20 protein-coding genes and 6 pseudogenes are annotated in these 23,469 nt (G+C 38.6%); 20 read left to right on the top strand and 6 right to left on the bottom strand.

What is annotated here, in order from left to right; translation table 11 throughout:
* Positions 1 to 282 precede the first annotated feature (282 nt).
* Positions 283 to 1,068, bottom strand: coding sequence for a 16S rRNA (adenine(1518)-N(6)/adenine(1519)-N(6))-dimethyltransferase RsmA (rsmA, locus tag ACQ86H_RS03340; RefSeq protein WP_431293856.1), 786 nt, complete (start codon positions 1,066 to 1,068; stop codon positions 283 to 285).
* Between the two features lie 172 nt (positions 1,069 to 1,240).
* Here rsmA and pdxA point away from each other — a divergent pair.
* From pdxA to ade, 20 genes and pseudogenes are all read left to right on the top strand, one after another.
* Positions 1,241 to 2,319, top strand: a pseudogene (gene pdxA, locus ACQ86H_RS03335) (4-hydroxythreonine-4-phosphate dehydrogenase PdxA).
* Positions 2,320 to 2,662: 343 nt separating this feature from the next.
* Positions 2,663 to 3,406: an MFS transporter gene (locus ACQ86H_RS03330; protein WP_431293855.1), complete on the top strand. Its 744-nt coding sequence runs from the start codon at positions 2,663 to 2,665 to the stop codon at positions 3,404 to 3,406.
* A gap of 2 nt (positions 3,407 to 3,408) precedes the next feature.
* Positions 3,409 to 3,849, top strand: coding sequence for an MFS transporter (locus ACQ86H_RS03325; protein WP_431295331.1), 441 nt, complete (start codon positions 3,409 to 3,411; stop codon positions 3,847 to 3,849).
* A gap of 177 nt (positions 3,850 to 4,026) precedes the next feature.
* Positions 4,027 to 4,869: a sulfurtransferase gene (locus ACQ86H_RS03320; RefSeq protein ID WP_431293854.1), complete on the top strand. Its 843-nt coding sequence runs from the start codon at positions 4,027 to 4,029 to the stop codon at positions 4,867 to 4,869.
* Between the two features lie 135 nt (positions 4,870 to 5,004).
* Positions 5,005 to 5,535 carry a YceD family protein gene (locus ACQ86H_RS03315; protein ID WP_138818720.1) on the top strand — a complete coding sequence of 177 codons (531 nt, stop codon included), beginning with the start codon at positions 5,005 to 5,007 and terminating at the stop codon, positions 5,533 to 5,535.
* A 15-nt stretch (positions 5,536 to 5,550) separates the two neighbouring features.
* Entirely contained in the window at positions 5,551 to 5,742 is a 192-nt protein-coding gene (gene rpmF, locus ACQ86H_RS03310; protein WP_025143959.1) for a 50S ribosomal protein L32, read from the top strand.
* Positions 5,743 to 5,843: 101 nt separating this feature from the next.
* Positions 5,844 to 6,781: pseudogene (plsX, locus tag ACQ86H_RS03305) on the top strand (phosphate acyltransferase PlsX).
* An 18-nt stretch (positions 6,782 to 6,799) separates the two neighbouring features.
* Complete coding sequence (locus tag ACQ86H_RS03300) at positions 6,800 to 7,798, top strand: beta-ketoacyl-ACP synthase III (protein WP_138818722.1); 999 nt, start codon at positions 6,800 to 6,802, stop codon at positions 7,796 to 7,798.
* A 118-nt stretch (positions 7,799 to 7,916) separates the two neighbouring features.
* Positions 7,917 to 8,393 (top strand): acetyl-CoA carboxylase biotin carboxyl carrier protein, encoded by a 477-nt coding sequence (accB, locus tag ACQ86H_RS03295; protein WP_138818723.1) that lies wholly within the window; start codon positions 7,917 to 7,919, stop codon positions 8,391 to 8,393.
* A 97-nt stretch (positions 8,394 to 8,490) separates the two neighbouring features.
* Positions 8,491 to 9,832 (top strand): annotated as a pseudogene (gene accC / locus ACQ86H_RS03290) (acetyl-CoA carboxylase biotin carboxylase subunit).
* Between the two features lie 96 nt (positions 9,833 to 9,928).
* Positions 9,929 to 10,127 (top strand): annotated as a pseudogene (locus tag ACQ86H_RS03285) (DUF2683 family protein).
* Entirely contained in the window at positions 10,118 to 10,384 is a 267-nt protein-coding gene (locus ACQ86H_RS03280; RefSeq protein WP_138818726.1) for a Txe/YoeB family addiction module toxin, read from the top strand. The pseudogene ACQ86H_RS03285 and the gene ACQ86H_RS03280 overlap by 10 nt, the downstream one beginning before the upstream one ends.
* Before the next feature lie 184 nt (positions 10,385 to 10,568).
* Positions 10,569 to 11,417 (top strand): twin-arginine translocase subunit TatC, encoded by an 849-nt coding sequence (gene tatC, locus ACQ86H_RS03275; RefSeq protein WP_431293853.1) that lies wholly within the window; start codon positions 10,569 to 10,571, stop codon positions 11,415 to 11,417.
* An 8-nt stretch (positions 11,418 to 11,425) separates the two neighbouring features.
* Positions 11,426 to 11,863 carry a ribose 5-phosphate isomerase B gene (rpiB, locus tag ACQ86H_RS03270; RefSeq protein WP_138818727.1) on the top strand — a complete coding sequence of 146 codons (438 nt, stop codon included), beginning with the start codon at positions 11,426 to 11,428 and terminating at the stop codon, positions 11,861 to 11,863.
* A 27-nt stretch (positions 11,864 to 11,890) separates the two neighbouring features.
* Positions 11,891 to 13,525, top strand: coding sequence for a M28 family peptidase (locus tag ACQ86H_RS03265; protein ID WP_431293852.1), 1,635 nt, complete (start codon positions 11,891 to 11,893; stop codon positions 13,523 to 13,525).
* Between the two features lie 461 nt (positions 13,526 to 13,986).
* Positions 13,987 to 15,374: pseudogene (locus ACQ86H_RS03260) on the top strand (LutB/LldF family L-lactate oxidation iron-sulfur protein).
* An 80-nt stretch (positions 15,375 to 15,454) separates the two neighbouring features.
* Positions 15,455 to 15,691: a hypothetical protein gene (locus tag ACQ86H_RS03255; protein ID WP_138818729.1), complete on the top strand. Its 237-nt coding sequence runs from the start codon at positions 15,455 to 15,457 to the stop codon at positions 15,689 to 15,691.
* A complete protein-coding gene (locus tag ACQ86H_RS03250; protein ID WP_138818730.1) occupies positions 15,673 to 16,056 on the top strand; it encodes a type II toxin-antitoxin system VapC family toxin in 384 nt (127 codons plus the stop codon). The genes ACQ86H_RS03255 and ACQ86H_RS03250 overlap by 19 nt, the downstream gene beginning before the upstream one ends.
* Positions 16,057 to 16,077: 21 nt before the next feature.
* A complete protein-coding gene (locus ACQ86H_RS03245; RefSeq protein WP_431293851.1) occupies positions 16,078 to 18,054 on the top strand; it encodes an alpha-ketoacid dehydrogenase subunit alpha/beta in 1,977 nt (658 codons plus the stop codon).
* Positions 18,055 to 18,164: 110 nt separating this feature from the next.
* Positions 18,165 to 19,800: pseudogene (gene ade / locus ACQ86H_RS03240) on the top strand (adenine deaminase).
* A 1-nt stretch (position 19,801) separates the two neighbouring features.
* Here the strand turns inward: ade and ACQ86H_RS03235 are convergent.
* From ACQ86H_RS03235 to ACQ86H_RS03215, 5 genes are all read right to left on the bottom strand, one after another.
* Complete coding sequence (locus tag ACQ86H_RS03235; RefSeq protein ID WP_138818733.1) at positions 19,802 to 20,146, bottom strand: DUF5615 family PIN-like protein; 345 nt, start codon at positions 20,144 to 20,146, stop codon at positions 19,802 to 19,804.
* Positions 20,146 to 20,382, bottom strand: a complete 237-nt coding sequence (locus ACQ86H_RS03230) for a DUF433 domain-containing protein (protein ID WP_431293850.1) — start codon at positions 20,380 to 20,382, stop codon at positions 20,146 to 20,148. The genes ACQ86H_RS03235 and ACQ86H_RS03230 overlap by 1 nt, the downstream gene beginning before the upstream one ends.
* 38 nt (positions 20,383 to 20,420) lie before the next feature.
* Positions 20,421 to 21,029: a SprT-like domain-containing protein gene (locus tag ACQ86H_RS03225; RefSeq protein WP_138818735.1), complete on the bottom strand. Its 609-nt coding sequence runs from the start codon at positions 21,027 to 21,029 to the stop codon at positions 20,421 to 20,423.
* Between the two features lie 46 nt (positions 21,030 to 21,075).
* Positions 21,076 to 21,453, bottom strand: a complete 378-nt coding sequence (locus tag ACQ86H_RS03220) for a GxxExxY protein (protein ID WP_431293849.1) — start codon at positions 21,451 to 21,453, stop codon at positions 21,076 to 21,078.
* Positions 21,454 to 21,520: 67 nt separating this feature from the next.
* Positions 21,521 to 23,467: a helix-turn-helix domain-containing protein gene (locus ACQ86H_RS03215; RefSeq protein WP_431293848.1), complete on the bottom strand. Its 1,947-nt coding sequence runs from the start codon at positions 23,465 to 23,467 to the stop codon at positions 21,521 to 21,523.
* Positions 23,468 to 23,469 lie beyond the last annotated feature (2 nt).

The raw sequence follows: 23,469 nt of genomic DNA, 5'->3' as shown, positions 1-23,469 counted from the left end.
AATGTTCGTAATAGTGCTATTAACACTTTAGTTTAAGGCAGTATCAAGAATGACATAAACATAAGGGATTGAAATGGAAAGCCCGTAAGCGAAGTACGAGTGCGGACTTGGAATGAAAAGCGGGGCTACAGCAACCGAAGACAACAGAAACTTGCTTTCCATATCTCTAAAATTGCGTTTCAAAAAAGATCCTGAAATAAATTACCTTCGGTGAGTTCGCTTAAGGCTCGGTTTACTTCGTAGCTTTTCGCTGCGCTACAGGTCAGGATGATGATTGTATCACTAAACTGCCATCAATCCACTCACATGCTGCGTTAATGCCACAAAATCGGCAACGGTTAGCTGCTCGGCACGCTTTTCGAAATAAATATGATTGTCCATTTTATCCTTTGGCATCACTGCTGAAACCGCATTACGCAAGGTTTTTCTTCGCTGGTTAAAACCTGCCTTAACTACGCGCCAGAATAACTTTTCATCACAATCTAAATTCTCCACTTCGTTGCGGGTTAGACGGATTACGGCAGAGTGTACCTTTGGCGGCGGATTAAAAGTACCGGGTTTTACGGTAATCAGGTATTCGATTTTATAATAAGCCTGCAGGAACACACTCAAAATACCATACTCTTTACTACCCGCGAGTGCTGCACAACGTTGGGCCACTTCTTTCTGGAACATACCCACCATTTCTACCACTTTGTTGCGGTTATCTAAAATCTTAAATAAAATCTGTGATGAAATATTGTATGGAAAGTTACCAATAATGGCAAACTGACCAGGAAAAATAGCATCGAAATCAAGTTTTAAAAAATCGCCATTAATCAGGCGCTCGCCAAGTTGAGGATACTTTTCATTTAAAAAATGGAAAGACTCGGTATCGATATCGATCAGGTAAGTTTCTAAATCTTTTCGCTGCAGTAAAAAATCAGATAAGATGCCCATCCCCGGCCCAACCTCTAAAACCTGGTGGTATTTGTCGGTATTTATCAAGGCCTCAACAATGCGGTTAGCAATGCCTTTATCGGTTAAAAAATGTTGACCTAAATGTTTTTTTGCTTTTACTAAACTCATACCCCAAAATTAATCAAATATCTTAACCGCAAAGGGCGCTAAGATTCGGCGCTATGAACGCAAAGATAGGCTTATTATTTCTTTGCGAATCAATCTCTGTTCTTTAGGGTTTCATTTTTTTTAAAGTCTTTAATCGAAAATCAGTAATTTGCGCTAAAATTTTCCAGTAATTATGAGCAATAAACTTAAAATTGGCATCAGTATAGGCGACATAAACGGCATAGGTTTAGAAGTAATCATTAAAACATTATCCAATCCTGCAATTTTAAATTATTGTACACCAATTGTTTATGGTCATACCAAAGTTTCATCTTTTCATAGAAAAGCGAATAACCTGGGCGATTTCAGTTTTAATGTAGTTAGTCATGCCGATCAGGCATTGCCAAAAAAGGCGAACATGATCAATTGCTGGGAAGAAGATGTAAAAATTGAATTGGGTCAGATTACGGCAACGGGTGGAAAATATGCCTTGTTATCACTAGAGCGTGCAACAGCCGATCTGGTAAACGGTGATATTGATGCTTTAGTTACTGCTCCAATTAACAAACATAATATTCAATCAGATACTTTTGCTTTTCCCGGCCATACCGAATATCTACAGGAAAAAAGCCGAAGTAAAGATGTGCTGATGTTTTTGATCAGCGAAAATCTACGGGTAGGTGTTGTAACAGGTCATATTCCGGTGAAAGATGTTCCGGCGGCAATTACGAAAGATAAAATCGTAAATAAGTTAAAACTGATTAACGAAAGTTTAAAAAAGACTTCTGGATCGAAAAACCGAAAATTGCTGTTTTGGGCTTAAATCCACACGCCAGCGATAATGGTTTATTGGGTACCGAAGAGGCTGAAATTATTACGCCAGCCATCCAGGAAGCTTACGACAAAGGCATTGTATGTTTTGGTCCATACCCTGCTGATGGCTTTTTCGGTAATGGTAGCTACAAACAGTTTGATGCTGTTTTGGCTATGTACCACGATCAGGGTTTAATTCCTTTTAAAACATTAGCTTTCCATAATGGCGTAAATTATACCGCTGGTTTAAACTTCGTCCGCACCTCTCCCGATCATGGAACAGGTTATGATATTGCAGGAAAAAATTTAGCTGATTCGACTTCCTTTACCGAAGCTTTATTTTCAGCCATTCACATTGTAAAAAACCGCCGCGAGCAAGAGGAAATGCTGGGCAACCAACTACGCACAGGTGGAAAAGTGGTTGAAACTCAATTTGACATTAAGGATGATGCTTCTTAAGGTAGAAGGCAGAAAGACTAAAGCTGAAAGGCCAAAGCAGATAAATGACAGGCTAAACAAACTTGGCCTCTGACTTCGGACTCCTGAAGCCGGACTTAAAAGGAGCAGAAAAAGTAAAGCTGAAAGACCAAAGATGTATTAAACCCAGATGTACTAAGGTGGCTTAGATGGTCAACTTTTTTTTTTGCAAAGCAAGGCCTTGTGTTCCATCGGTTCTGAAAGCCCTGCTATCCGTTCCAATCTTTTTCTGATTGTCATGCTGAGCTTGTCGAAGCACAGCAACAAAAAAGATTTCCACTTCTATCAGGTTTATTTTAGTCAAAATTGTGCTGTAAACTAAAAAATGAAAAGCGTAAAAGCAAGCAATCATATTCTCCCAACAATCGTTATTGCGCAGTTTCTCTGCACTTCTTTATGGTTTGCAGGCAATGCTGTAGTACTCGATATCGTTAAAAACTTCCCTACCGAAGCGAACCTTTTGGCTAACCTCACCAGCATGGTGCAGTTCGATTTTATCAGCGGCACTTTAGTCTTCGCATTTTTTGCCATTTCCGATATCTTCTCACCCTCAAAAGTGTTTTTTACCTGTGGAATTACTGCTGCATTATTTAATCTGGGCATCTGTCTTGAATTATATAATATCCATTTATTGTTGTTTTTTCGTTTTTTAACTGGATTTATGCTGGCAGGCATTTATCCCGTTGGGATGAAAATAGCATCCGATTACTTTAAAGAAGGCCTCGGCAAATCGCTGGGCTTTTTAGTAGGTGCGTTGGTTTTAGGCACAGCCTTCCCACATCTCCTAAAGACATTCACAGGAAATTTTAAATGGCAATATGTAATCTTCGCTACTTCGGGTTTATCTCTAATTGGTGCGCTTTGTATTTTATGGCTGGTACCAAATGGTCCATTTAGAACTGCCGGACAAAAATTCAATTTCCGCTCTTGTTTCGATGGCTTTAAAAATCCAGGTTTTCGGTCCGCCGCTTTCGGCTATTTCGGGCACATGTGGGAACTTTATACCTTTTGGGCTTTTTTACCCGGCATGCTACTGCTTTACAACACTAACATGTACATACAACTTTAAATATACCGCTGTTTTCGTTCCTAATTATCGCATCAGGAGGTTTATCTTGCATGATTGGCGGTTTGCTTTCACAAAAATTCGGCGCAAAACGGATTGCCACTATCGCCTTAACAATATCGGGCTTATGTTGCTTGCTCTCCCCTGTTTTTCTATTTAGCTGCTCAGTCTATTCTTTTTTGATATTCTTATTCTGCTGGGGTTTATCCGGCACGGCCGATTCGCCACTATTTTCTTCCTTAATTGCCAAACACGCACCCGAAAGTTTGAGAGGGACTTCATTAACTTTGGTTAATTGCATCGGCTTTGCCATCACGATCATTAGTATCCAGTCACTTAATCTACTATCAAAACAGATTAATATTCAATATCTTTATATGGTGCTTGCAATTGGACCAGTTTTCGGGCTATGGGCTTTGCTAAAAAAACAATCTAAATGCGACTAACAGGAATTATATTAATTATTGTAAGTGTGTTAATGGGGATTTTCTGTGCAGTACTTTTTTCGTACCGAGGCGACATAGCCTTTATAACAGCAAAGATTGGATATTATTCTTTCATACTATGGCTTCCAACATTAATTGCTGGAATTATAATAACATCAGTTAACCCAAAAAACAAATATGAGTACAAAATTATCCCCAATTATAAAACCCGAAGAATTAACCTGGTTAAACCAGGATGATGAAATCGTAATCATTGATGCCAGCGCCGGATCAAAAGCAAGGTATGATGAGCAACATTTGGCTGGAGCGCTTTTTGCCGATGTAAATGAAGATTTAGCCAGCATTGGCGATTTTGCAATTGGCGGACGTCATCCATTACCAACTTCTGAACAGTTTTCCAATGTGCTACAAAAACTCGGGATCACTGAACATAGCCATGTTATTATATACGATGACAAAAATGCTGGTAATGCAGCTGCGCGGCTCTGGTGGATGTTGAAAGCAATCGGTCATGAAAAAGTACAGGTTATTGATGGCGGCTTTCAGGCGGCTGTTAAAGCAGGTTTTCCGACTACCGATAAAGTGGAGATCCCAAAATCGGTTGAACCATACCAAGTAAAAGAATGGGCATTGCCTTTATCCAACATCAATGAAGTAGAAAGAGTAGCTAAAACTGATAACTACATTGTGATCGACGTACGCGATGCCAATCGTTTTGCAGGCTTAACTGAAGCTATTGATTTAATTGCAGGCCATATCCCTGGAGCGGCCAATATTCCTTATACCGAAAACTTAGATGCAAACGGTGCTTTCCTTGCTCCTGAAATATTAAAAGAAAAATACGAAGAAGCCCTGGCACATGTAAAGCCCGAAAATGTAATTGTACACTGTGGTTCGGGTATTACTGCATGTCATACCCTTTTGGCTATGGATTATGCAGGCCTGCCCATTCCTAAACTCTATGTAGGCTCGTGGAGCGAATGGAGCAGGAATAATAAAGAAATGGTACTGGCCAGCTAATCATTCTGCAGACCTTATAGCCTTGAGAAACCTATAAGCTCTAAAAATCAAGAGTTAACGCCAACAATTTTTAAAAAACATTTTTTAATCTAATTATTTTATCCCTACATTTGCAGGCTAAAATTTTATAGTACTTTGAACCCACTAAAACAATTTTCATTACCGTTTACCGGATTAAAATTGGGATCTCATCAGTTTGATTATGAGCTTGATGACACCTTTTTTAATGCATTTGAGTACTCGCTAATCAAAAGTGGAAATTTAAAGGTAGACCTGGAACTTGAGAAACAAGAGACCATGTTGATCCTAAAATTCAAAGTTATTGGTACCGTAAATTTAGATTGCGATAAATGTTTATCAGAATTTGCTTACCCGGTAAACCTTTACGAAAGGCAGATTGTAAAGTTTGCTGAAGATGAACTGGAAAGTGATGATGAAGAAATTATCTCATTAAGCCGAAAAGACACCGAGATTGATATATCGGGGCCTTTATACGAGATGATTAACGTAGCGGTACCTTATATCAAAAACTGCGAGCAGGCAGGTAAAGATTGCGATCAGGAAATGATTGACCGCTTAAATCAGTTATCTATCCAAAAGCAGGCTGAAGAAAATGAACAAACAAGCGACCCACGTTGGGAAGCCCTTAATAAGTTAAAAAAATAATTAGATTATACAGCAATGGCACATCCAAAACGGAAGATCTCGAAACAGAGAAAAAATAAAAGAAGAACGCACTATAAAGCTGTTACTCCTTCTTTAGCAACATGCTCGGCAACAGGTGCTATCCACGTACCTCACCGTGCTTACAACGTTGATGGTAACTTATACTACAACGGCAAACTGGTTATCGAAAATACTCAGATAGGGTAATTTTCTTAAAAAATTGTTTGTGTTTTCAGCGGCTTTAGTCATACCTTAGTCAACTGAAAAATTCAGGATTACACCTGACTTAACACAAACAGATTTTTTCTATGAAAATAGGCCTCGACATAATGGGCGGAGACTATGCTCCCAAAGCAATTGTTTTGGGAGCAATAGCTGCTCATCAATCGCTTAACGCTGGAGAGCATTTAGTTCTTATTGGCGATACCGAACAGATTAAACCCATCCTTGCAGAAGAAGGTTTTAATCCAGATCATTTTGAATACGTTCATACTGATGAAGTAATTGGTATGGGCGAACATCCCACCAAAGCAATCGTTCAGAAACCGAATTCGAGCATAGCAGTTGGTTTTAACCTTTTAAAAGAAGGTAAAATCGATTCTTTTGCAAGTGCAGGTAACTCTGGAGCCATGTTGGTTGGCGCTGTATTTAGCGTTAAAACCATCCCGGGCATCATCCGCCCTTGTTTATGTACAATTCTTCCAAAATTAAAGGCGGCACAGGCTTACTCTTAGATGTAGGTGCAAATGCCGACTGTAAACCCGATATTTTATTACAATTTGGCGTTCTGGGCAGTTTATATGCAGAAAATCTTTTGCAGATTAACGATCCTAAGGTTGCCTTAATGAACATTGGTGAAGAAGATGAAAAAGGAAACATGCTTAGCATGGCTACTTTTCCGTTAATGAAAGAAAGCAACCTGTTCAACTTTGTGGGTAATGTGGAAGGAAGGGATTTATTTAATGAAAAAGCGGATGTAATTGTTTGCGATGGCTTTACCGGAAATGTAATGCTTAAATTAGCAGAATCGTTTTACGTACTTACCATCAAAAAAGGACTTAAAGATGAATTCTTCGATCGTTTTAATTATGAACAGTACGGTGGAAGTCCGGTTTTAGGTGTTAACGCTCCAGTTGTTATCGGACACGGAATTTCCAGTCCGCTAGCTGTTAAAAATATGGTTCTCCAATCCAGGGAAATGATTACTACCGGGTTGGTAGAAAAAATTAGAATGGCATTTAAATAATTTATTAAAATTCTTAAAATGAGTAAAATTCACGCTGCTATTACAGCAGTAAATGGTTACGTCCCCGACTATGTGCTTACAAACGCAGAGTTAGAAACCATTGTTGACACTTCGGATGAATGGATTACCAGCAGAACGGGAATTAAAGAACGTAGAATTTTAAAGGGAGAAGGTTTAGGTACTTCCGATATGGCGGTTCATGCTGTAAACGGTTTACTTAAAAAGAGAGGAATTGATGCAAGTGAAATTGAACTGATTATCTTTTGCACTACTACTCCAGATTTTACTTTCCCTGCTACAGCAAACGTTTTAGCAGATAAAATCGGAGCTAAAAATGCATGGGGTTACGATTTACAAGCCGCTTGTTCTGGCTTTATTTTCGGACTTTCTACAGGTGCATCATTTATCGAATCAGGAAGACACAAAAAAGTTTTAGTAGTTGGCGGTGATAAAATGTCGTCAATCATTAACTATGAAGACCGTACAACCTGCATCATTTTTGGCGATGGTTGTGGCTGTGCCTTACTAGAACCAAATGAAGAAGGATTTGGCATCCAGGATTCTATTTTAAGAACAGATGGTTCCGGAAGAGATTTCTTAGGCATGAAGGCTGGTGGTTCAGTTAAACCTGCAACCCACGAAACTATTGATGCCAGGGAGCATTTCGCACACCAGGAAGGCCCAACAGTATTTAAATTTGCCGTAACCAATATGGCTGATGTTGCTGCCGAAATTATGGAACGCAACAGCTTAACTGCTGATGATGTTGCCTGGTTAGTGCCTCACCAAGCCAATAAACGCATTATCGATGCTACTGCAAACCGTATGGGGGTTACTACCGATAAGGTAATGATCAACATCGAACGTTATGGCAATACAACCAACGGAACCATTCCGTTATGCTTATGGGAATGGGAAAGCAGATTGAAAAAAGGTGACAACATCGTTTTAGCTGCATTCGGTGGTGGCTTTACCTGGGGTTCGGTATACCTTAAATGGGCGTACGACACAAAATAGTCAGAAGTCTTTAGTCGGGAGTCAGAAGTAAGGTACTGCCCGGATAAAAATATAAAACAAAAAAAGTATAACTTAGTTAATTCAATAAACACTATTTTTTACATAACTAGCCTAAAAAATGGATATCAAACAAATACAGGAACTGATTAAATTTGTTTCTCGTTCTGGAGTAAATGAAGTTGCTATTGAGCAAGAAAACTTCAAAATCACGATCAAAACAAACCAAGCACCAACAGTTGTGCATGCTACCGTACCACAGGCTCCGCTTGTACAGGCTGCTGCCCCTGTTGCCACAGCTCCTACTGCACCAAATGCAGCAACACCTGCTGTACCAGTTGCAGATGACACTTCAAAATACATTACTATTAAATCGCCAATGATCGGTACCTTCTATCGTTCAGCTAGTCCGGAAAAACCGATGTTTGTTAACGTTGGCGATGAGGTTAGCACAGGTAAAGTAGTTTGTATTATAGAGGCAATGAAACTATTTAACGAGATTGAAAGTGAAGTTTCAGGCCGTATAGTTAAAATATTAGTTGATAATGCATCACCTGTAGAATATGATCAACCGTTATTTTTAGTAGAACCTATTTAGAAGCTGATTTCACAGATTAATTTGATTTCGCAGATTTTTGATCATACCGTTAAACCGGTGTAATCGTTTAAATCTGTGTAATCCTAAATTAAAAATTATGTTTAAAAAAATACTAATTGCCAACAGGGGTGAAATCGCTTTGCGTATTATCCGTACCTGTAAGGAAATGGGCATCAAAACGGTTGCTGTTTACTCTACTGCAGATCGCGAGAGTTTACACGTACGTTTTGCTGATGAGGCTGTTTGTATTGGGCCCCCACCCAGTAAAGATTCTTATTTAAATATCCCAAATATTATCTCGGCTGCAGAATTAACTAATGCCGATGCCATACACCCAGGTTACGGTTTCTTATCTGAAAACGCTAAGTTTTCTAATATATGCCGCGAATACAACATCAAATTTATTGGTGCTACCCCAGAGCAGATCAATGGCATGGGCGATAAAGCCTCAGCAAAAGAAACCATGAAAATCGCGGGTGTTCCAACTATTCCAGGATCGGAAGGTTTGCTTACCAGCGTTAAAGAAGGTATTGCAATTGCCAATGAAATGGGCTACCCTGTAATTCTAAAAGCAACTGCCGGTGGTGGTGGACGCGGTATGCGTGTAGTCTGGAAAAGATGAAGATTTCGAAAATGCCTGGGACAGTGCGCGTCAGGAATCTGGTGCGGCATTTGGTAACGATGGCTTATATTTAGAAAAATACATTGAAGATCCACGTCACATTGAAATCCAGATCATCGGAGATCAGTTTGGTAAAGCATGTCACTTATCAGAACGCGATTGTTCCATTCAACGCCGTCACCAGAAATTGGTAGAAGAATCTCCATCTCCGTTTATGACCGAAGAACTTCGTGAAAGAATGGGTGAAGCTGCGATTAAAGGTGCAATGGCCGTAAACTACGAAGGTGCAGGTACAATCGAATTCCTGGTTGATAAACACCGCAACTTCTATTTTATGGAAATGAACACCCGTATCCAGGTAGAGCACCCGGTTACCGAAGAGGTGATCAACTTCGATCTAATTAAAGAACAGATTAAAGTAGCTGCCGGAATTCCGATTTCGGGCAAAAACTATACGCCGGAGATGCATGCCATTGAATGTCGTATCAATGCAGAAGATCCTGCGAATAACTTCCGTCCTTCACCTGGTAGAATCACTAATTTCCATTCTCCGGGCGGGCATGGTGTTCGTGTAGATACCCACGTGTATGCAGGTTATTCAATTCCTTCCAACTACGATTCGATGATTGCAAAATTAATCTGCGTAGCGCAAACACGTGAAGAAGCCATCTGTACCATGGAGCGTGCTTTGAGCGAATTCGTAATTGAAGGTATTAAAACTACCATTCCTTTCCACTTACAATTGATGAAAGATCCTAACTTCAGGGCAGGAAACTTCACCACTAAGTTTATGGAAACGTTTGAATTTACGGAATAATATAAACGATTATAAAAATTTAAATCCCATTTTGGTAAAACAGAATGGGATTTTTCTTTATTAAAAATTTAAGAATTATTTCAGTAAATTTGAATTATGGAAACATTAATTGTACATCCGGAAAACAAGGCTCAATTAAATGCCGTAAAGCAGGTTTTAAAAGCCATGAAGATTTCTTTTGAAAAAAGAGGATAAGCCTTACAATCCCGAATTTGTTGCTAAAATAAAAAAATCAGAGCAAAACTTTAAAGAGGGAAAATTTACTAAGATAGCTATAGATGATTTATGGAAATAGCTTTTGATGAGATAGCCAAAGAAGACCTAAGTTACTGGAAAAAAAGTGGCAATATCGCTATTCAAAAGAAAATAGAATCTCTTCTTATTGCCATACTAGAATCCCCGTTTAAGGGTATCGGAAAACCTGAACAACTTAAATATGATTTTTCAGGGATGTGGTCGAGGAGGATAAATTCAGAGCACAGAATTATCTATCAGGTTATGGAAGTTGAGCAAGTTATTAAAATTCACTCCCTAAGAGGACATTATAAATAATTAACATATTGATCTACATAATATATTAAAGCATTTCTCATAATAATATAAACTATTTCTATATTTAACACGTAAATACCATTCTATTCAAATAGAATGGTATTTTTGTTTTCAACATGAGCGACACTAAAAAAATCTACTTACAAAAGCTATCGGACAAAAGAGCACCACATTAGAGGCAGAGATGTCTTTTTTTGATCACCTGGATGTTCTCCGTAAACATTTAATCAGAGCCGTAATTGCCATTGCCGTTTTTACCGGTATCGCTTTTTATTTCAACGAGGAAATCCTTGATAAAATTATTTTCGGGCCTAAAAAACCAGATTTTTGGACCTATCGCATGATGTGTAAACTGGTAGAGCACTTTCCTTCCTTAGGCAAGGATATGTGTATCACCAAAATTAATGGTGAAATCATCAATACAGAAATGGCAGGTCAGTTTAACCTGCAGTTAAATGTTTGTGTAATGTGTGGTATTGTTGTTGGTTTCCCGTATTTATTATGGGAAATATGGCGTTTTATCAAACCAGCACTGCATGAGAACGAACGTAAATCTGCAAGTGGCTTTGTATTCTTTGCATCGGTACTTTTCATTATCGGTATCTTTTTCGGGTACTTTGTAGTATGCCCATTATCGGTTAACTTTTTAACAGGATATACTGTGAGTGCCGAAATTAAAAACACATTTACCGTCGATTCGTATCTATCATCTGTGGCAACTTTAACTTTAGGCACCGGAATTATCTTCGAACTTCCGGTTATTATTTTCATCCTGTCGAAACTTGGGTTGATGACACCGAAACTAATGAGATCGAGCAGAAGGTATGCCGCAGTTATTATCTTAATCATTGCCGCTATTGTTACGCCAACACCTGATATTATGACGATGCTGATTGTAGCTACGCCATTGTTCTTACTTTATGAGCTGAGTATTTTTGTATCGGCCTACATCGAAAAAAGAAGAAAAAGGCTGATGCTGCTTTCTACGCTAACTAACAAAAACATTACGAACAGAATTCATAATTCTCTATAAATTTGACAATGTCTGGTACAAAAATAAAAATTGCCATTGGCGCGGATCATGCCGGATTCGAATACAAAGAAATATTAAAAGATTTTTTACAGGATTACGAGGTAAAAGATTTTGGCACCTATTCTGAAAGTTCAGTTGATTATCCAGATTTTGCTCATCCTGTTGCCGAAGCGGTAGAAAATGGTGATTTTACATACGGTATCTTGCTTTGTGGATCGGCAAATGGAGTAGCCATCACGGCCAATAAACACCAGCACGTCAGGGCTGGTTTATGCTGGGAAAATGAGGTAGCTTCTTTGGTCCGCAAGCACAATAACGCAAACGTTTTATGTATCCCTGCCAGATTTGTTTCGGAAGAACTGGCAAAAGAAATAACGACAACTTTTTTAGCTACTGAATTTGAAGGTGGTCGCCACCAGAACAGGGTTGAAAAAATTTCGTGTTAACAACAAACTCAACTAACTATTATCATAATGAACAAAAAGTTTTTAACCCTTAGTTTGGTATCACTTGTTTCCGCAAGTTGCTTTAGCCAGATAAAGCCCCTTATACCGAATAAGGATGCGATAAAATTCAGCAAGGCGATTAGTCCGGAAAATGCTTACAAGCACCTTTCAGTTTTGGCTTCTGATGAATATGAAGGCCGCGAAACAGGTACTAAAGGTGCCTGGATGGCAGCAGATTATATCCGCGACTATTTCAAATCTTTAGGTCTAAAAGCACCTGTAAATGGCAGCTATTTCCAAAAGATCGATCTGGTTAATGTTACACTAAAAGAGAGCCATGTAACTGTTAACGGTCAGCCGAAAGAATACCAGAAAGATTATATCGTTTCACCGAGCTTAATCAGCGATAACGGTTTCACTTTTTCTACCGATCAGATTGTATTTATTGGTTATGGAATCAAAAAAGACAATTACAACGATTTTGCCGGAACTGATATTAAAGGCAAAGTGGTGATGATGTTTAACGGCGGCGATCCGACCATTAAACCAGGTACCAGAATTGACAGGGCATCTTACCGTGCTATGTTGGAAGGAAGAGCAAAATATTTTGCAGAGAATAATGTTAAAGCCATCATTCTGATCGATCCAAGTGTAGACAGAATTACCGAAAATAGCAAACAAGCTCAAAATAATGGTCGTGTAATGGTAAAAACCAACGCAGCTATTGAGGCTCAGAAGCAAAACGAAATTCCACGCATTTCAATCTCAGTAGCATTAGCAAACGATCTGTTAAAATCAGCCAATACTACGGTAGCAGATTTACAAAAGAAAATTACCGAAAGCCTTACTCCTGCTTCACAAATCGTAGGTGTTCCTTTTTCAGCAAGTGCTGCTAAAAATGAGGCATCAGTTAGGTGCGAAAATGTTTTAGGTTATTTAGAGGGGTCTGATCCGGTTCTAAAAAAGGAAGTATTAATTTTAACCGGTCACTACGATCATATTGGTTTAGAAACTGATCCAAACGCAAAAGACAAAGTAAACAATGGAGCAGATGATGATGGATCGGGTACTACTGGTGTATTATTGATGGCAAAAGCCTTTACCGATGCCAAAAAAGCAGGTAAGGGTGCTAAAAGCAGTATCTTATTTATGACTGTAGTTGGAGAAGAAAAAGGCCTTTGGGGTTCTGAATGGTACTCTGAGCATCCTGTTTTTCCAGTAGCCAATACCATTGCTGATTTAAATACTGATATGATTGGCCGTACTGGCGAAGAGTATTTGGGCAAACCAGATTCAGCAAACTACATTTACTCAGTAGGCTCTAGAATGTTAAGTAGCGATTTGGCTAACTTAAGCGAGCAGGTTAATGCAACCTATACCAAAATGAAACTGGATTATAAGTATGATGATCCAAAAGATCCTGAGCAAATTTATTACCGTTCAGATCATTATAACTTCGCAAAATTGGGTATTCCGATTATCTTCTATTATGACGGCATGTTACAACAAGACTACCACAAACCTGGCGATGAAGTAAGCAAAATTAACTTCCCCCTATTGGCAAAAAGAGCAAAATTAACCTACTTTACCGCATGGGAACTGGCAAACAGACCTAAACGCCCGGCAGTAGATATGGACGGAAAAGGAAATCCAAAGAAATAATATTCAAAATACTAAGCCTCAACGAAATGTTGGGGCTTTTTTATGCTTAACTGTCGCTATATATTTCAAAATTAAAAACCTGATTAGATTATTAATATACCTTTAAAATCTGCATTAGAAATTTTTGGCGCACTCGTCACCCTGAATTTATTTCAGGGTCTATCTAATAGGAAAGATGCTGAAATAAATTCAGCATGACGATCTCGCTAGTTTCACAGACTCAAAATTAGTCAGTATGAATAGTATTAATCGAATTGAGATCTATTTAAGATGAAATGAGTGATGATTTTAATCCTCCACTAGATGATTTCAAGGATTATATACAATAAAAATAATTGCTTGATAGTCAAGTTTCAATTTTCTAAAAATAAACTCAACAGGGTTTCCTATCTTTGGTTTTTAACAGAGTAGCCTGAAACTAAAAACAGCTATTCTTCGTTACCCCTATAATGAAATTGCCATTGATGAAAACTGCCGAGGAATTTTTAGAGAAGTCTGATGAGAAAGCTTTCGATTTACCGCACCGTAAAACCATAAATTATAATATTGGCAAATACAATGCGGCAGTTGAACGCGGTTTATCAAAATTCGAAAACCTCGAAGCCTCGAAAAAAAGGCGCATGTAATTAAATGGCGTGTGATGGAAAACCTCGACAAGTTTTTACCCGAGTTCGAATCGAACTTTCAGCGTCGTGGCGGTAAGGTAATTTGGGCTAACGATGCTGAAGAAGCCCAGCAAGAAATCCTCAATATCATTAAAAGAAACAATGGTAAAACAGTCATCAAATCTAAATCGATGACAACAGAGGAAATACACCTGAACGACTTTCTGGAACAAAACAATATCGAATCGCTGGAGAGTGATTTAGGCGAATACATCGTTCAGTTATTGGGCCAGGCTCCCTACCATATTGTTACCCCAGCCATGCACTTAAGTGCTACAGATATTTCGCAGTTATTTCATGATAAATTTGGCACGCCTATAGATGCCACTCCTCCGCAGCTGGTACAAAAAGCGAGAGAATTACTTCGCGATAAATACCTGAATGCTGATATTGGTATTAGCGGCGGGAATTTTTTAATTGCCGATACGGGAAGTATTGCCCTCACTGAAAATGAAGGTAATGCACGTTTAAGCACCACTTTTCCTAAAATCCACATCGCTATTGTAGGTATCGAAAAGATAATTCCTTCTATGGCCGACCTGGATCTGTTCTGGCCTTTATTGGCTTCACATGGAACCGGGCAGAATTTAACGGTTTACAATACCATTTTAAGTGGCCCGCGCCAGCCAAATGAAACCGATGGCCCCGAAGAAATGTATGTTATCCTGCTGGATAATGGCCGTACCAACTTACTGGCTCAAAAAGATCAGCGACAAGGCTTGTATTGCATCCGTTGTGGCGCCTGCTTAAATGCCTGCCCCGTATATAAAAATATTGGTGGACATACCTATAACACCACATATAGCGGTCCAATCGGCTCTGTGATTACGCCGCATTTAAAGGGTATGGAAGAGTTTAAACACTTAAGCTATGCTTCCAGTCTCTGCGGAAAATGTTCAGAGGTTTGTCCGGTTAAAATCGATATCCACAAAATGTTGCTGTTAAACCGGCGAGACGCTGCAGCTGCTCATGATAATGGCAAAAAAGAAGAAATGGGCTGGAGCATGTTCAATAAAATGATGCAAAAGCGCAAGTGGATGGATTTCTTTGGTGGGAAATTTAAAAATTTTATGCTTAAAACTTTCTTTAAAAAGAGTTGGGGCAAATATCGCGAAATGCCAAAAGTTGCGGATAAATCTTTCGCAAAACAGTGGGAAGAGTTGAAGAAGAATCGGGAGTCTTAAGCCCCCAAGTCTTTGGTCTTTAAATTAACTAATACCTGAAATGTAATTTTAATCGTCCTTGATATTTTGTATATTTGAGTATGGTACGAACAATAATAACACCGGATAAAGAAAACATCTCAATAGATGTTCCTAAGGCTTATATTGGGAAACAAATTGAGGTTTTGGTTTATGCTGTCGACGAACTTAACGAGATGGAGAAACCTAAAAGAAAGCATTCTGATTTTCGTGGTTCACTAAACCTTACTGACAAGCAATACGAAGAATTCCAGCAATATATTATCGATAGCAGGAACGAATGGGAAAGGGATATTTAGCAGATACCAATTCGGTAATTGAGTATCTTGAAAATAAATTACCTGAAAAAATACTCGTATTTATGGATAATCTCGAAATGCATTTATCTGTTATTTCAAGAATAGAACTTTTAGGCTGGTCTAAGATGACAGAACATCAATTTCAACAATTAAGCGGATTCATTTCAGCATCGCTTGTTTATGATCTATCAGAAGAAATTATCCAAAACACTATCAAAATAAGAAAATCGCATAGAATTAAACTTCCAGATGCAATAATAGCAGCCACAGCAATAACCAATAACCTTACCTTAATCACAAGAAATACTTCCGATTTTAAAAAAATTGTAAATCTCCAAGTCCTCAATCCATGGGATATTTCTTAAAGCAATAATCAAAAGCCTATTATGCATTTCAATCGAGGAGATAAAGACGACAAATTCTTATTGAATTTATACAAAAGATTGCTTTACCCCCGGATGGTTGAAGACAAGATGCTTAAACTTTTGCGTCAGGGCCGAATTGGCAAATGGTTTTCGGGTATTGGACAGGAAGCCATTGCAGTTGGCAGCACCTTAGCCATGCAAAACGATGAATATATTTTGCCCATGCACCGTAATTTGGGTGTTTTTACCTCACGCGATATTCCCTTAAAAAAATTAATGGCCCAATGGCAGGGCAAGATTACCGGCTTTACTAAAGGTCGCGACCGCTCCTTCCATTTCGGCACACAAGATTATAAAATCATCGGGATGATCTCCCACCTCGGACCGCAAATGGCTTTAGCAGATGGCATTGCATTGGCCAATGTTTTGGCCAAAAAGCAACATGCTACCTTAGTTTACACCGGTGAAGGCGCAACCAGCGAGGGCGATTTCCATGAAGCGGTAAATGTTGCAGCCGTTTGGGGCCTTCCGGTTATTTTTCTCATTGAGAATAACGGATATGGCCTTTCCACTCCAAAATCAGAACAGTTTAGATGTAAAAACCTGGTGGATAAAGCCATCGGTTATGGCGTAGAAGGTATTCAGATAGACGGAAACAATATTCTGGAGGTTTATAATACCATCAACCAGCTGGCTATGGAAATCCGGAAGGATCCAAGACCAGTTTTAGTGGAATGCCTTACTTTCCGGATGCGTGGACATGAAGAAGCATCAGGCACTAAATATGTTCCGCAAGAACTTTTTGATGAGTGGGAAAAGAAAGATCCGCTAAGTAATTACGAAACCTATTTAATTGAGCAGGGTATTTTAACCTCTGATACGGTTATCGATGTCAAAATCCAGATCAAAAGAGATATTGAACTGGAAATTGAAGAAGCTTTTAACGAAGATGAGCCCATTGCTAATGCCGATCAGGAAGAAGCAGACATGTATTTCCCTTATACGCAACAGGTTACTCAGGCCAATGAATCTTCAACCGAAAAACGATATTTAGATGCCATTAGCGATGCACTCGATTTAGCCATGCAAAAGTATCCTAACCTGGTTTTAATGGGGCAGGATATTGCCGATTATGGCGGGGCTTTTAAAATTACAGATGGCTTTACCGCTAAATATGGCAAAGGCAGAGTGCGTAATACGCCTATTTGCGAATCGGCCATTGTGGGTGCAGGCCTGGGCCTATCTATAAATGGTTATAAAGCTGTGGTAGAGATGCAATTTGCAGATTTTGTGACGGTAGGCTTTAATCAGATTGTAAACAACCTGGCCAAAACGCATTACCGTTGGGGCGAAAAGGCTGATGTAGTGGTGCGTATGCCTACAGGTGCAGGTACGGGTGCCGGGCCATTCCATTCGCAAAGTAATGAAGCCTGGTTTACCAAAACTCCCGGACTTAAAATTGTTTATCCGGCTTTCCCTGAAGATGCTAAAGGATTATTGTTAGCTGCGATCGAAGATCCAAATCCTGTATTATATTTTGAGCATAAATACCTCTACCGAAGTTTAACAGCTCCTGTTCCGGATGGCTATTACACCACAGAAATCGGCAAAGCAGTCAGGCTTGCCGAAGGAGGCAAGTTTGCAATCATTACTTACGGACTGGGTGTACATTGGGCATTAGAGTACCTGAATCAATATCCTGAAAGCGGCGCTACATTAATTGATCTGCGCACACTTCAGCCATGGGATAAAGAAGCCGTACAACAGGCTGTTAAAGAAACCGGAAAGATTTTAATTTTGCACGAAGATACCTTGACAAATGGCTTTGGAGCAGAAATATCAGCCTGGATTGGGGAACATTGTTTCGCTTATCTGGATGCACCGGTAATGCGTTGTGCAAGTTTAGATACCGCCATTCCAATGAATAAAATATTAGAAGAAGATTTTCTGGCTAAAGCAAGATTAGCGGAAATGATTGATAAGTTATTAAAATATTAAGAGTGGTTTAGTACACTATCGTCATACTGATCCGATAGCTATCGGATTTATTTCAGCAGCATTAAAGATCCTGAAATAAATTCAGGGTGACGACATCAAAAAACAGAAAAATGAGCAATTTCAAAGTCGAAGGAAATATCATTAACATCACAAAGCGAAATATTTTCTTTGGCGAAGTAGCCGTTGAGGATGGAAAAATAAAATCAATTTCCAAAATTTCCGATCAGCGGGAAGGCACTCATTTTATTTCTCCAGGCTTTATCGATAGCCATGTGCACATCGAAAGTAGTATGTTAATTCCAAGTGAATTTGCACGATTGGCAGTTGTTCATGGAACGGTTTCTACGATTAGCGATCCACACGAAATTGCCAACGTTTGTGGGATGGAAGGTGTAGAATTTATGATTGAAAATGGCAATACTGTGCCTTTTAAATTCAACTTCGGTGCACCAAGCTGTGTTCCTGCTACCATTTTTGAAACCGCAGGCGCAGAACTGAATCATGATGATGTAAAAGCATTATTAGAGCGTCCGGAAATAAAATATCTGAGCGAAATGATGAATTTCCCTGGTGTACTTTATAAAGATGAAGAAGTTTTAAAAAAGATTGCTGCGGCACACCACTTGGGTAAACCTGTTGATGGGCATGCTCCTGGTTTACGAGGCGATGACGTCCAGCAATATATAGATGCCGGAATTTCTACTGATCACGAATGTTTTACTGCCGAAGAAGCTTTAGACAAATTACAGCGCGGCATGAAAATCCTGATCCGTGAAGGAAGTGCAGCCAAAAATTTTGAGGCGCTGATCCATTTGCTGAACGATTGGCCGGAAATGATGATGTTTTGCAGTGATGATAAACATCCCGATAGTTTAGTCGAAAACCACATCAATCAGCTTTGTGCAAGAGCAGTAGAAAAGGGAATTGATATTTTCAATATTCTTCAGGCAGCCTGCATCAATCCTATTCTTCACTACAAATTAGATGTTGGAACATTACAACATAACGATCCGGCAGATTTTATTGTAATCGAGGATCTAAAAAACTTCAAAATTAAACAAACCTATATTGATGGATTGTTGCTTGCCGAAAATGGCAAAACAGTTGGAGATTGGGTAAAACATGTAGAAGATCAGGAATCGGTAAATCATTTCGATTGCAGTTTGAAAAAGGAAGAAGATTTTGTTTATCCCTTCACAGGACAAGAAGAAATCCCTGTAATAGAAGCTTTAGATGGACAATTGATTACCAATAGGTTAACCGCTAAACCAAAAGTTTTAAATAATAGCATTATCAGCGATCTGGAAAACGATGTATTGAAGATGGTGGTGGTAAACCGTTACCATGATGCTCCTGTGGCTGTATCTTTTGTAAAGAATTTTGGTTTAAAAAAGGAGCCATTGCTTCAAGCGTTGCTCACGATAGTCATAATATTATTGCTGTTGGTGTAGACGACAAGAGTATCTGTGAAGCGGTAAATTGGGTAATTGCAGCAACTGGTGGTGTAGTGGCGCTGGGAAAAGGAAAAAAGAAGTTATAGCTTTACCGGTAGCAGGCTTAATGAGTAACCAGAATGGTTATAAAGTTGCGGAAAGTTATACTTCTATAGATCAATTTGCGAAAGGTTTAGGTTCTACTTTACTTGCTCCATTTATGACACTTTCTTTTATGGCTTTATTGGTGATTCCACATTTAAAGCTCAGTGACAAAGGTTTATTTGATGGCGATGAGTTTAAGTTTATATAGCTTATTTTACGCCTTCAATCCGATCAGCGAAGACACTAATCAATTTAAAATCTTTATTAAGTTCAATCACTTGAGGCCATAGATTTTTAAGAACATCATAGAATTGATTCATTTTCATGTTTCCGAGCTTAATATGTATAACTTTTGGTGGAGGGTTATGAAGCAAAATACGGGAGGAGAAATCACTATCTTTAGTAATGATTGTCAAATTTTCCGACTCAGCATATTTCCAGATTTCGCTATCAGACCATTCATCACCTAATTCATATTGATGAATATACTCGTCAGAATTCCACAACGAAAAGAATCTTGGTAAATTTACATCAATGAGAAAAACCTTTTGCATTAAGCCACAGCTTGCTTAATTACAAAACTATGGTTCATTAATTCAGTTGCATAAAGCATGCAGGCAGTAATATCTGCCACTTCTAAAGATGGATACTGCTTTAAAATTTCTTCTGAAGTCTCCCCTGCTGCTAAAAATTCCATTATGGTTTGCACAGTAATTCTTTTACCTCTTATGATGGGCTTACCACCACAAATATTTGCATCAATATAAATACGGTCAAAAATCTTTTCCATAACTTAAAGTTAATCAATTAGTTTAATTTTTGATAATCTTATTCTACCACAAAAACCTCTGCCAAAGGATTAAATAAATACAACCGTTTATCATCTAAACAAATACAACGGTACCGCTTTCTGATCCTTTCTCCTTTTGTGAAACGCCGGCCATCTTTAATTTTAAAAGTGGTATTGATGGGTAATTGCTCTAAATGTAAAGTTTCTGTTTTATTACTATCGTACTTTTTTAATGCACGCGATAAATGCAGATCAGAGCAGCTTGATGCCGCCGGATTAGACATATAATTATCAATTGCTTTATGAATATCATATGGAAAGATATTCAGCTCAAAAAAAGGAACCATCATCCTTTGGAAATTCTTTTTCCACTCTGAGCCATGTGGTTTTACTTTATTTTTAAAATCGTTCCACGTGAGTAAATGCGCAAATTCGTGTACCGTAGTAACCAAAAAAGCATAATGGTTGAGGTTGAAATTTACTGAAATCCTGTGGCCTTTGCCCTGATAAGGGTGACGGTAATCGCCCAGTTTTGTAGAACGGGTTTTAGAGATTTTAAATTCGCACTGAAAATAATCAATCCACTTGGCAATTAGCGGTGCCGCTGGTTCTGGCATATACTGCGCTAAAACTTTAACCTTTTCCATTTAACCGCAAAGTTCGCAAAGTTTTCCGCAAAGAAACAAAGAAAAGTTATAAGCCATTCACTACACGTTTTAATCCATCCTTTAACCTAATTACGTTAAAATTCATCAAAAGACCTAATTTGTAATTACCTAACTTCATATAAGTTAATGTTTGTGCCAAATGAATCTCATTAAAAGCTTCTATACTTTTCAATTCTAAAACCAATTTGCGCTCAACCAAAATATCAATTCGATATCCACAGTCTAGTTTTACCTCTTCGAAAATTAAAGGCATTATCTTTTCTTTTTCAACAAATAACCCTGCCTTGAGAATTTTATAATACAGACATTCTTTATAGGCGCTTTCCAACAGACCAGGACCTAAAGCACTATGAACTTCTATTGACAATCCGATTACAATTCTTGATAATTCATTCTCATCCATATCTTTGAATTTGCTTTTGCGCCCTTTGCGTTTTTGTCCTTAGCAATCTTTGCGGTTAGATTTCGATCTATTCCTCTGATGGAAACAATGATGCCAGCACGAGTTTAATCTCCCCAAATGAATAATCCTTTCCTAAAAACTCTCTTATCGTTGCCATTGATTTTGTTTTCTGGCTTTCTACTGCATCAGCAATATTTTTGATCTTGTTGGCCTTTACCAGTTTGGTTACATCCAATTGTTGTGTAGAAACATAATAGGCCAAATGTCCCTCAATGGTACCGGCAGAAAAACCACGATCTTTTGCAATTTCGTCGATGGTTTTCCCTTGCTCATACAGCTCGAAGCTTACCAGTTTGGTGTCGATTTTTGGTTCTTTTTTCTTTTTCTCGGCTGCAGATTTTACTTTCAGTGTTTCTCCTTTTAACTGGATCGCTTTTTGGAGTTGATGGTTTCTTTCGACCGTATTCAACAGCGCATCGGTATCTGCTTTGCTAAACTCCTTCCCAGCGATAAGTGCTTGCAACAATGCTTTACCTTTATGCATTTTTTTCAATTGCTCATACACTAAAATTTCGAGTTCGAGTAGCTCTGTAACATAAGTTTTAATCTGCTTTTCTTCTTTTATCACTTCTATTTGAGCTAGAAAACGGTCTGAGATCTCCTTAACCAGCGGATTAAAATATTTTAAGGCCGCCTCTACCCTTTTCGATACATTAAATAATGTATGCTCAGTTTGCTGTGCGAACAGGTTTTTGAGCTGATTAACAAACGTATCGGCTGTGGCTGTAATTTTTTGAAAGTCGGTATAAATAGTATCTGTCCAGTCTTCGTGCCTTTGCTTGGCCGATTTTTCACTTTTATCAAATGTTTGGCGGTGTTCTTTTAAGTAATAGCGGATTAGGTTCAAATCAAATGCGGCAAGCAAATAACTGCGGATAAAAGCATAACTCTCTATACTGATCTGCTCGTTCAGCACTTCCGAAGGTTGTTTTGTTTTAGAGAAATAATGCACATTCTGATCCTGCTGCAAACCACTATCGCGAAGATGAGAAGTTAAAACTAAACCCTTTAATGAGCGTAAACGCGATAAGGCCACATAAGCCTGACCAGGTGCAAAAGCATCACCTACATCAATAATAGCCTTATCAAAAGTTAAACCCTGACTTTTATGGACGGTGATGGCCCATGCCAGTTTAATGGGATATTGTATAAATGAACCGGCAACATTTTCTTTGATCTCGTTGGTTACTTCGTCCAGTTTATATTTTACGTTCTCCCAGGTGTAGGGCGAAATCTGGATTACCACTTTATCTTCCGGTAGTTCAATTTCAATTACATCTTTTTCGATATGGTGTACCACGCCAATTTTACCATTGTAATAGCGCTTTTCGGCGGTCATATCATTTTTAATAAACATTACCTGCGCACCAACCTTTAGCTCTAAGCTTTTATCATTTGGATAAGCATATTCATTAAACTCTCCCTGAACTTTTGCTTCGAAGAAATATGATTTTGTTTTCAGTTGGGTCAACCTTTCGCGGTTAATGCTATCAGCTTTATGATTATGGGTGGTTAAAGTGATATAATTTTCATCGGCAGCAGGTTTAAAATCCTGTTTGAAATGTTGCTTTAGCAAGGCAGTATCTTCAACGGTAATTTTATTGTTCCGCAGGTTGTTCAGCAGATCGATAAAAACAGCATCATCCTGACGATAAATTTTATCCAGTTCGATATAAACCGGTGGATTATCCTGCAGGGCCAGCGCATCGAAGAAATAAATGCTCTTATAAAATTTAGCCATAATGCGCCACTCGTCATTTTTTACCACTGGAGGTAACTGGTGCAGGTCGCCGATAAATAATAACTGTACTCCACCGAATGGAAGGTTTCTGTTACGGCGTACATACCGCAAAGCGAAATCTATAGCATCGAGCATATCTGCCCTCAACATACTCACCTCGTCAATTACCAACAGTTCCAGTTCCTGCAACATGCGGCGTTTATTGCCCTGCATGT

It is taken from the genome of Pedobacter sp. P26, assembly GCF_050632135.1.
In the GTDB taxonomy this organism is placed as follows: domain Bacteria; phylum Bacteroidota; class Bacteroidia; order Sphingobacteriales; family Sphingobacteriaceae; genus Pedobacter.
The sequence above is the reverse complement of the archived record's forward strand: the minus strand, read 5'-3'. Positions and strand labels throughout refer to the sequence as shown.

Bases quoted from the DNA above. Each gene is read 5' to 3' on its own strand.
- accB (WP_138818723.1), top strand. From the start codon at position 7,917: ATGGATATCAAACAAATACAGGAACTGATTAAATTTGTTTCTCGTTCT.
- ACQ86H_RS03245 (WP_431293851.1), top strand. From the start codon at position 16,078: ATGCATTTCAATCGAGGAGATAAAGACGACAAATTCTTATTGAATTTA.
- ACQ86H_RS03215 (WP_431293848.1), bottom strand. From the start codon at position 23,467: ATGCAGGGCAATAAACGCCGCATGTTGCAGGAACTGGAACTGTTGGTA.
- ACQ86H_RS03235 (WP_138818733.1), bottom strand. From the start codon at position 20,146: ATGCAAAAGGTTTTTCTCATTGATGTAAATTTACCAAGATTCTTTTCG.
- ACQ86H_RS03265 (WP_431293852.1), top strand. From the start codon at position 11,891: ATGAACAAAAAGTTTTTAACCCTTAGTTTGGTATCACTTGTTTCCGCA.
- ACQ86H_RS03280 (WP_138818726.1), top strand. From the start codon at position 10,118: ATGGAAATAGCTTTTGATGAGATAGCCAAAGAAGACCTAAGTTACTGG.
- rpiB (WP_138818727.1), top strand. From the start codon at position 11,426: ATGTCTGGTACAAAAATAAAAATTGCCATTGGCGCGGATCATGCCGGA.
- ACQ86H_RS03220 (WP_431293849.1), bottom strand. From the start codon at position 21,453: ATGGATGAGAATGAATTATCAAGAATTGTAATCGGATTGTCAATAGAA.
- ACQ86H_RS03250 (WP_138818730.1), top strand. From the start codon at position 15,673: ATGGGAAAGGGATATTTAGCAGATACCAATTCGGTAATTGAGTATCTT.
- rsmA (WP_431293856.1), bottom strand. From the start codon at position 1,068: ATGAGTTTAGTAAAAGCAAAAAAACATTTAGGTCAACATTTTTTAACC.
- ACQ86H_RS03225 (WP_138818735.1), bottom strand. From the start codon at position 21,029: ATGGAAAAGGTTAAAGTTTTAGCGCAGTATATGCCAGAACCAGCGGCA.
- ACQ86H_RS03320 (WP_431293854.1), top strand. From the start codon at position 4,027: ATGAGTACAAAATTATCCCCAATTATAAAACCCGAAGAATTAACCTGG.
- tatC (WP_431293853.1), top strand. From the start codon at position 10,569: ATGTCTTTTTTTGATCACCTGGATGTTCTCCGTAAACATTTAATCAGA.
- ACQ86H_RS03330 (WP_431293855.1), top strand. From the start codon at position 2,663: ATGAAAAGCGTAAAAGCAAGCAATCATATTCTCCCAACAATCGTTATT.
- ACQ86H_RS03230 (WP_431293850.1), bottom strand. From the start codon at position 20,382: ATGGAAAAGATTTTTGACCGTATTTATATTGATGCAAATATTTGTGGT.
- ACQ86H_RS03255 (WP_138818729.1), top strand. From the start codon at position 15,455: ATGGTACGAACAATAATAACACCGGATAAAGAAAACATCTCAATAGAT.
- ACQ86H_RS03300 (WP_138818722.1), top strand. From the start codon at position 6,800: ATGAGTAAAATTCACGCTGCTATTACAGCAGTAAATGGTTACGTCCCC.
- rpmF (WP_025143959.1), top strand. From the start codon at position 5,551: ATGGCACATCCAAAACGGAAGATCTCGAAACAGAGAAAAAATAAAAGA.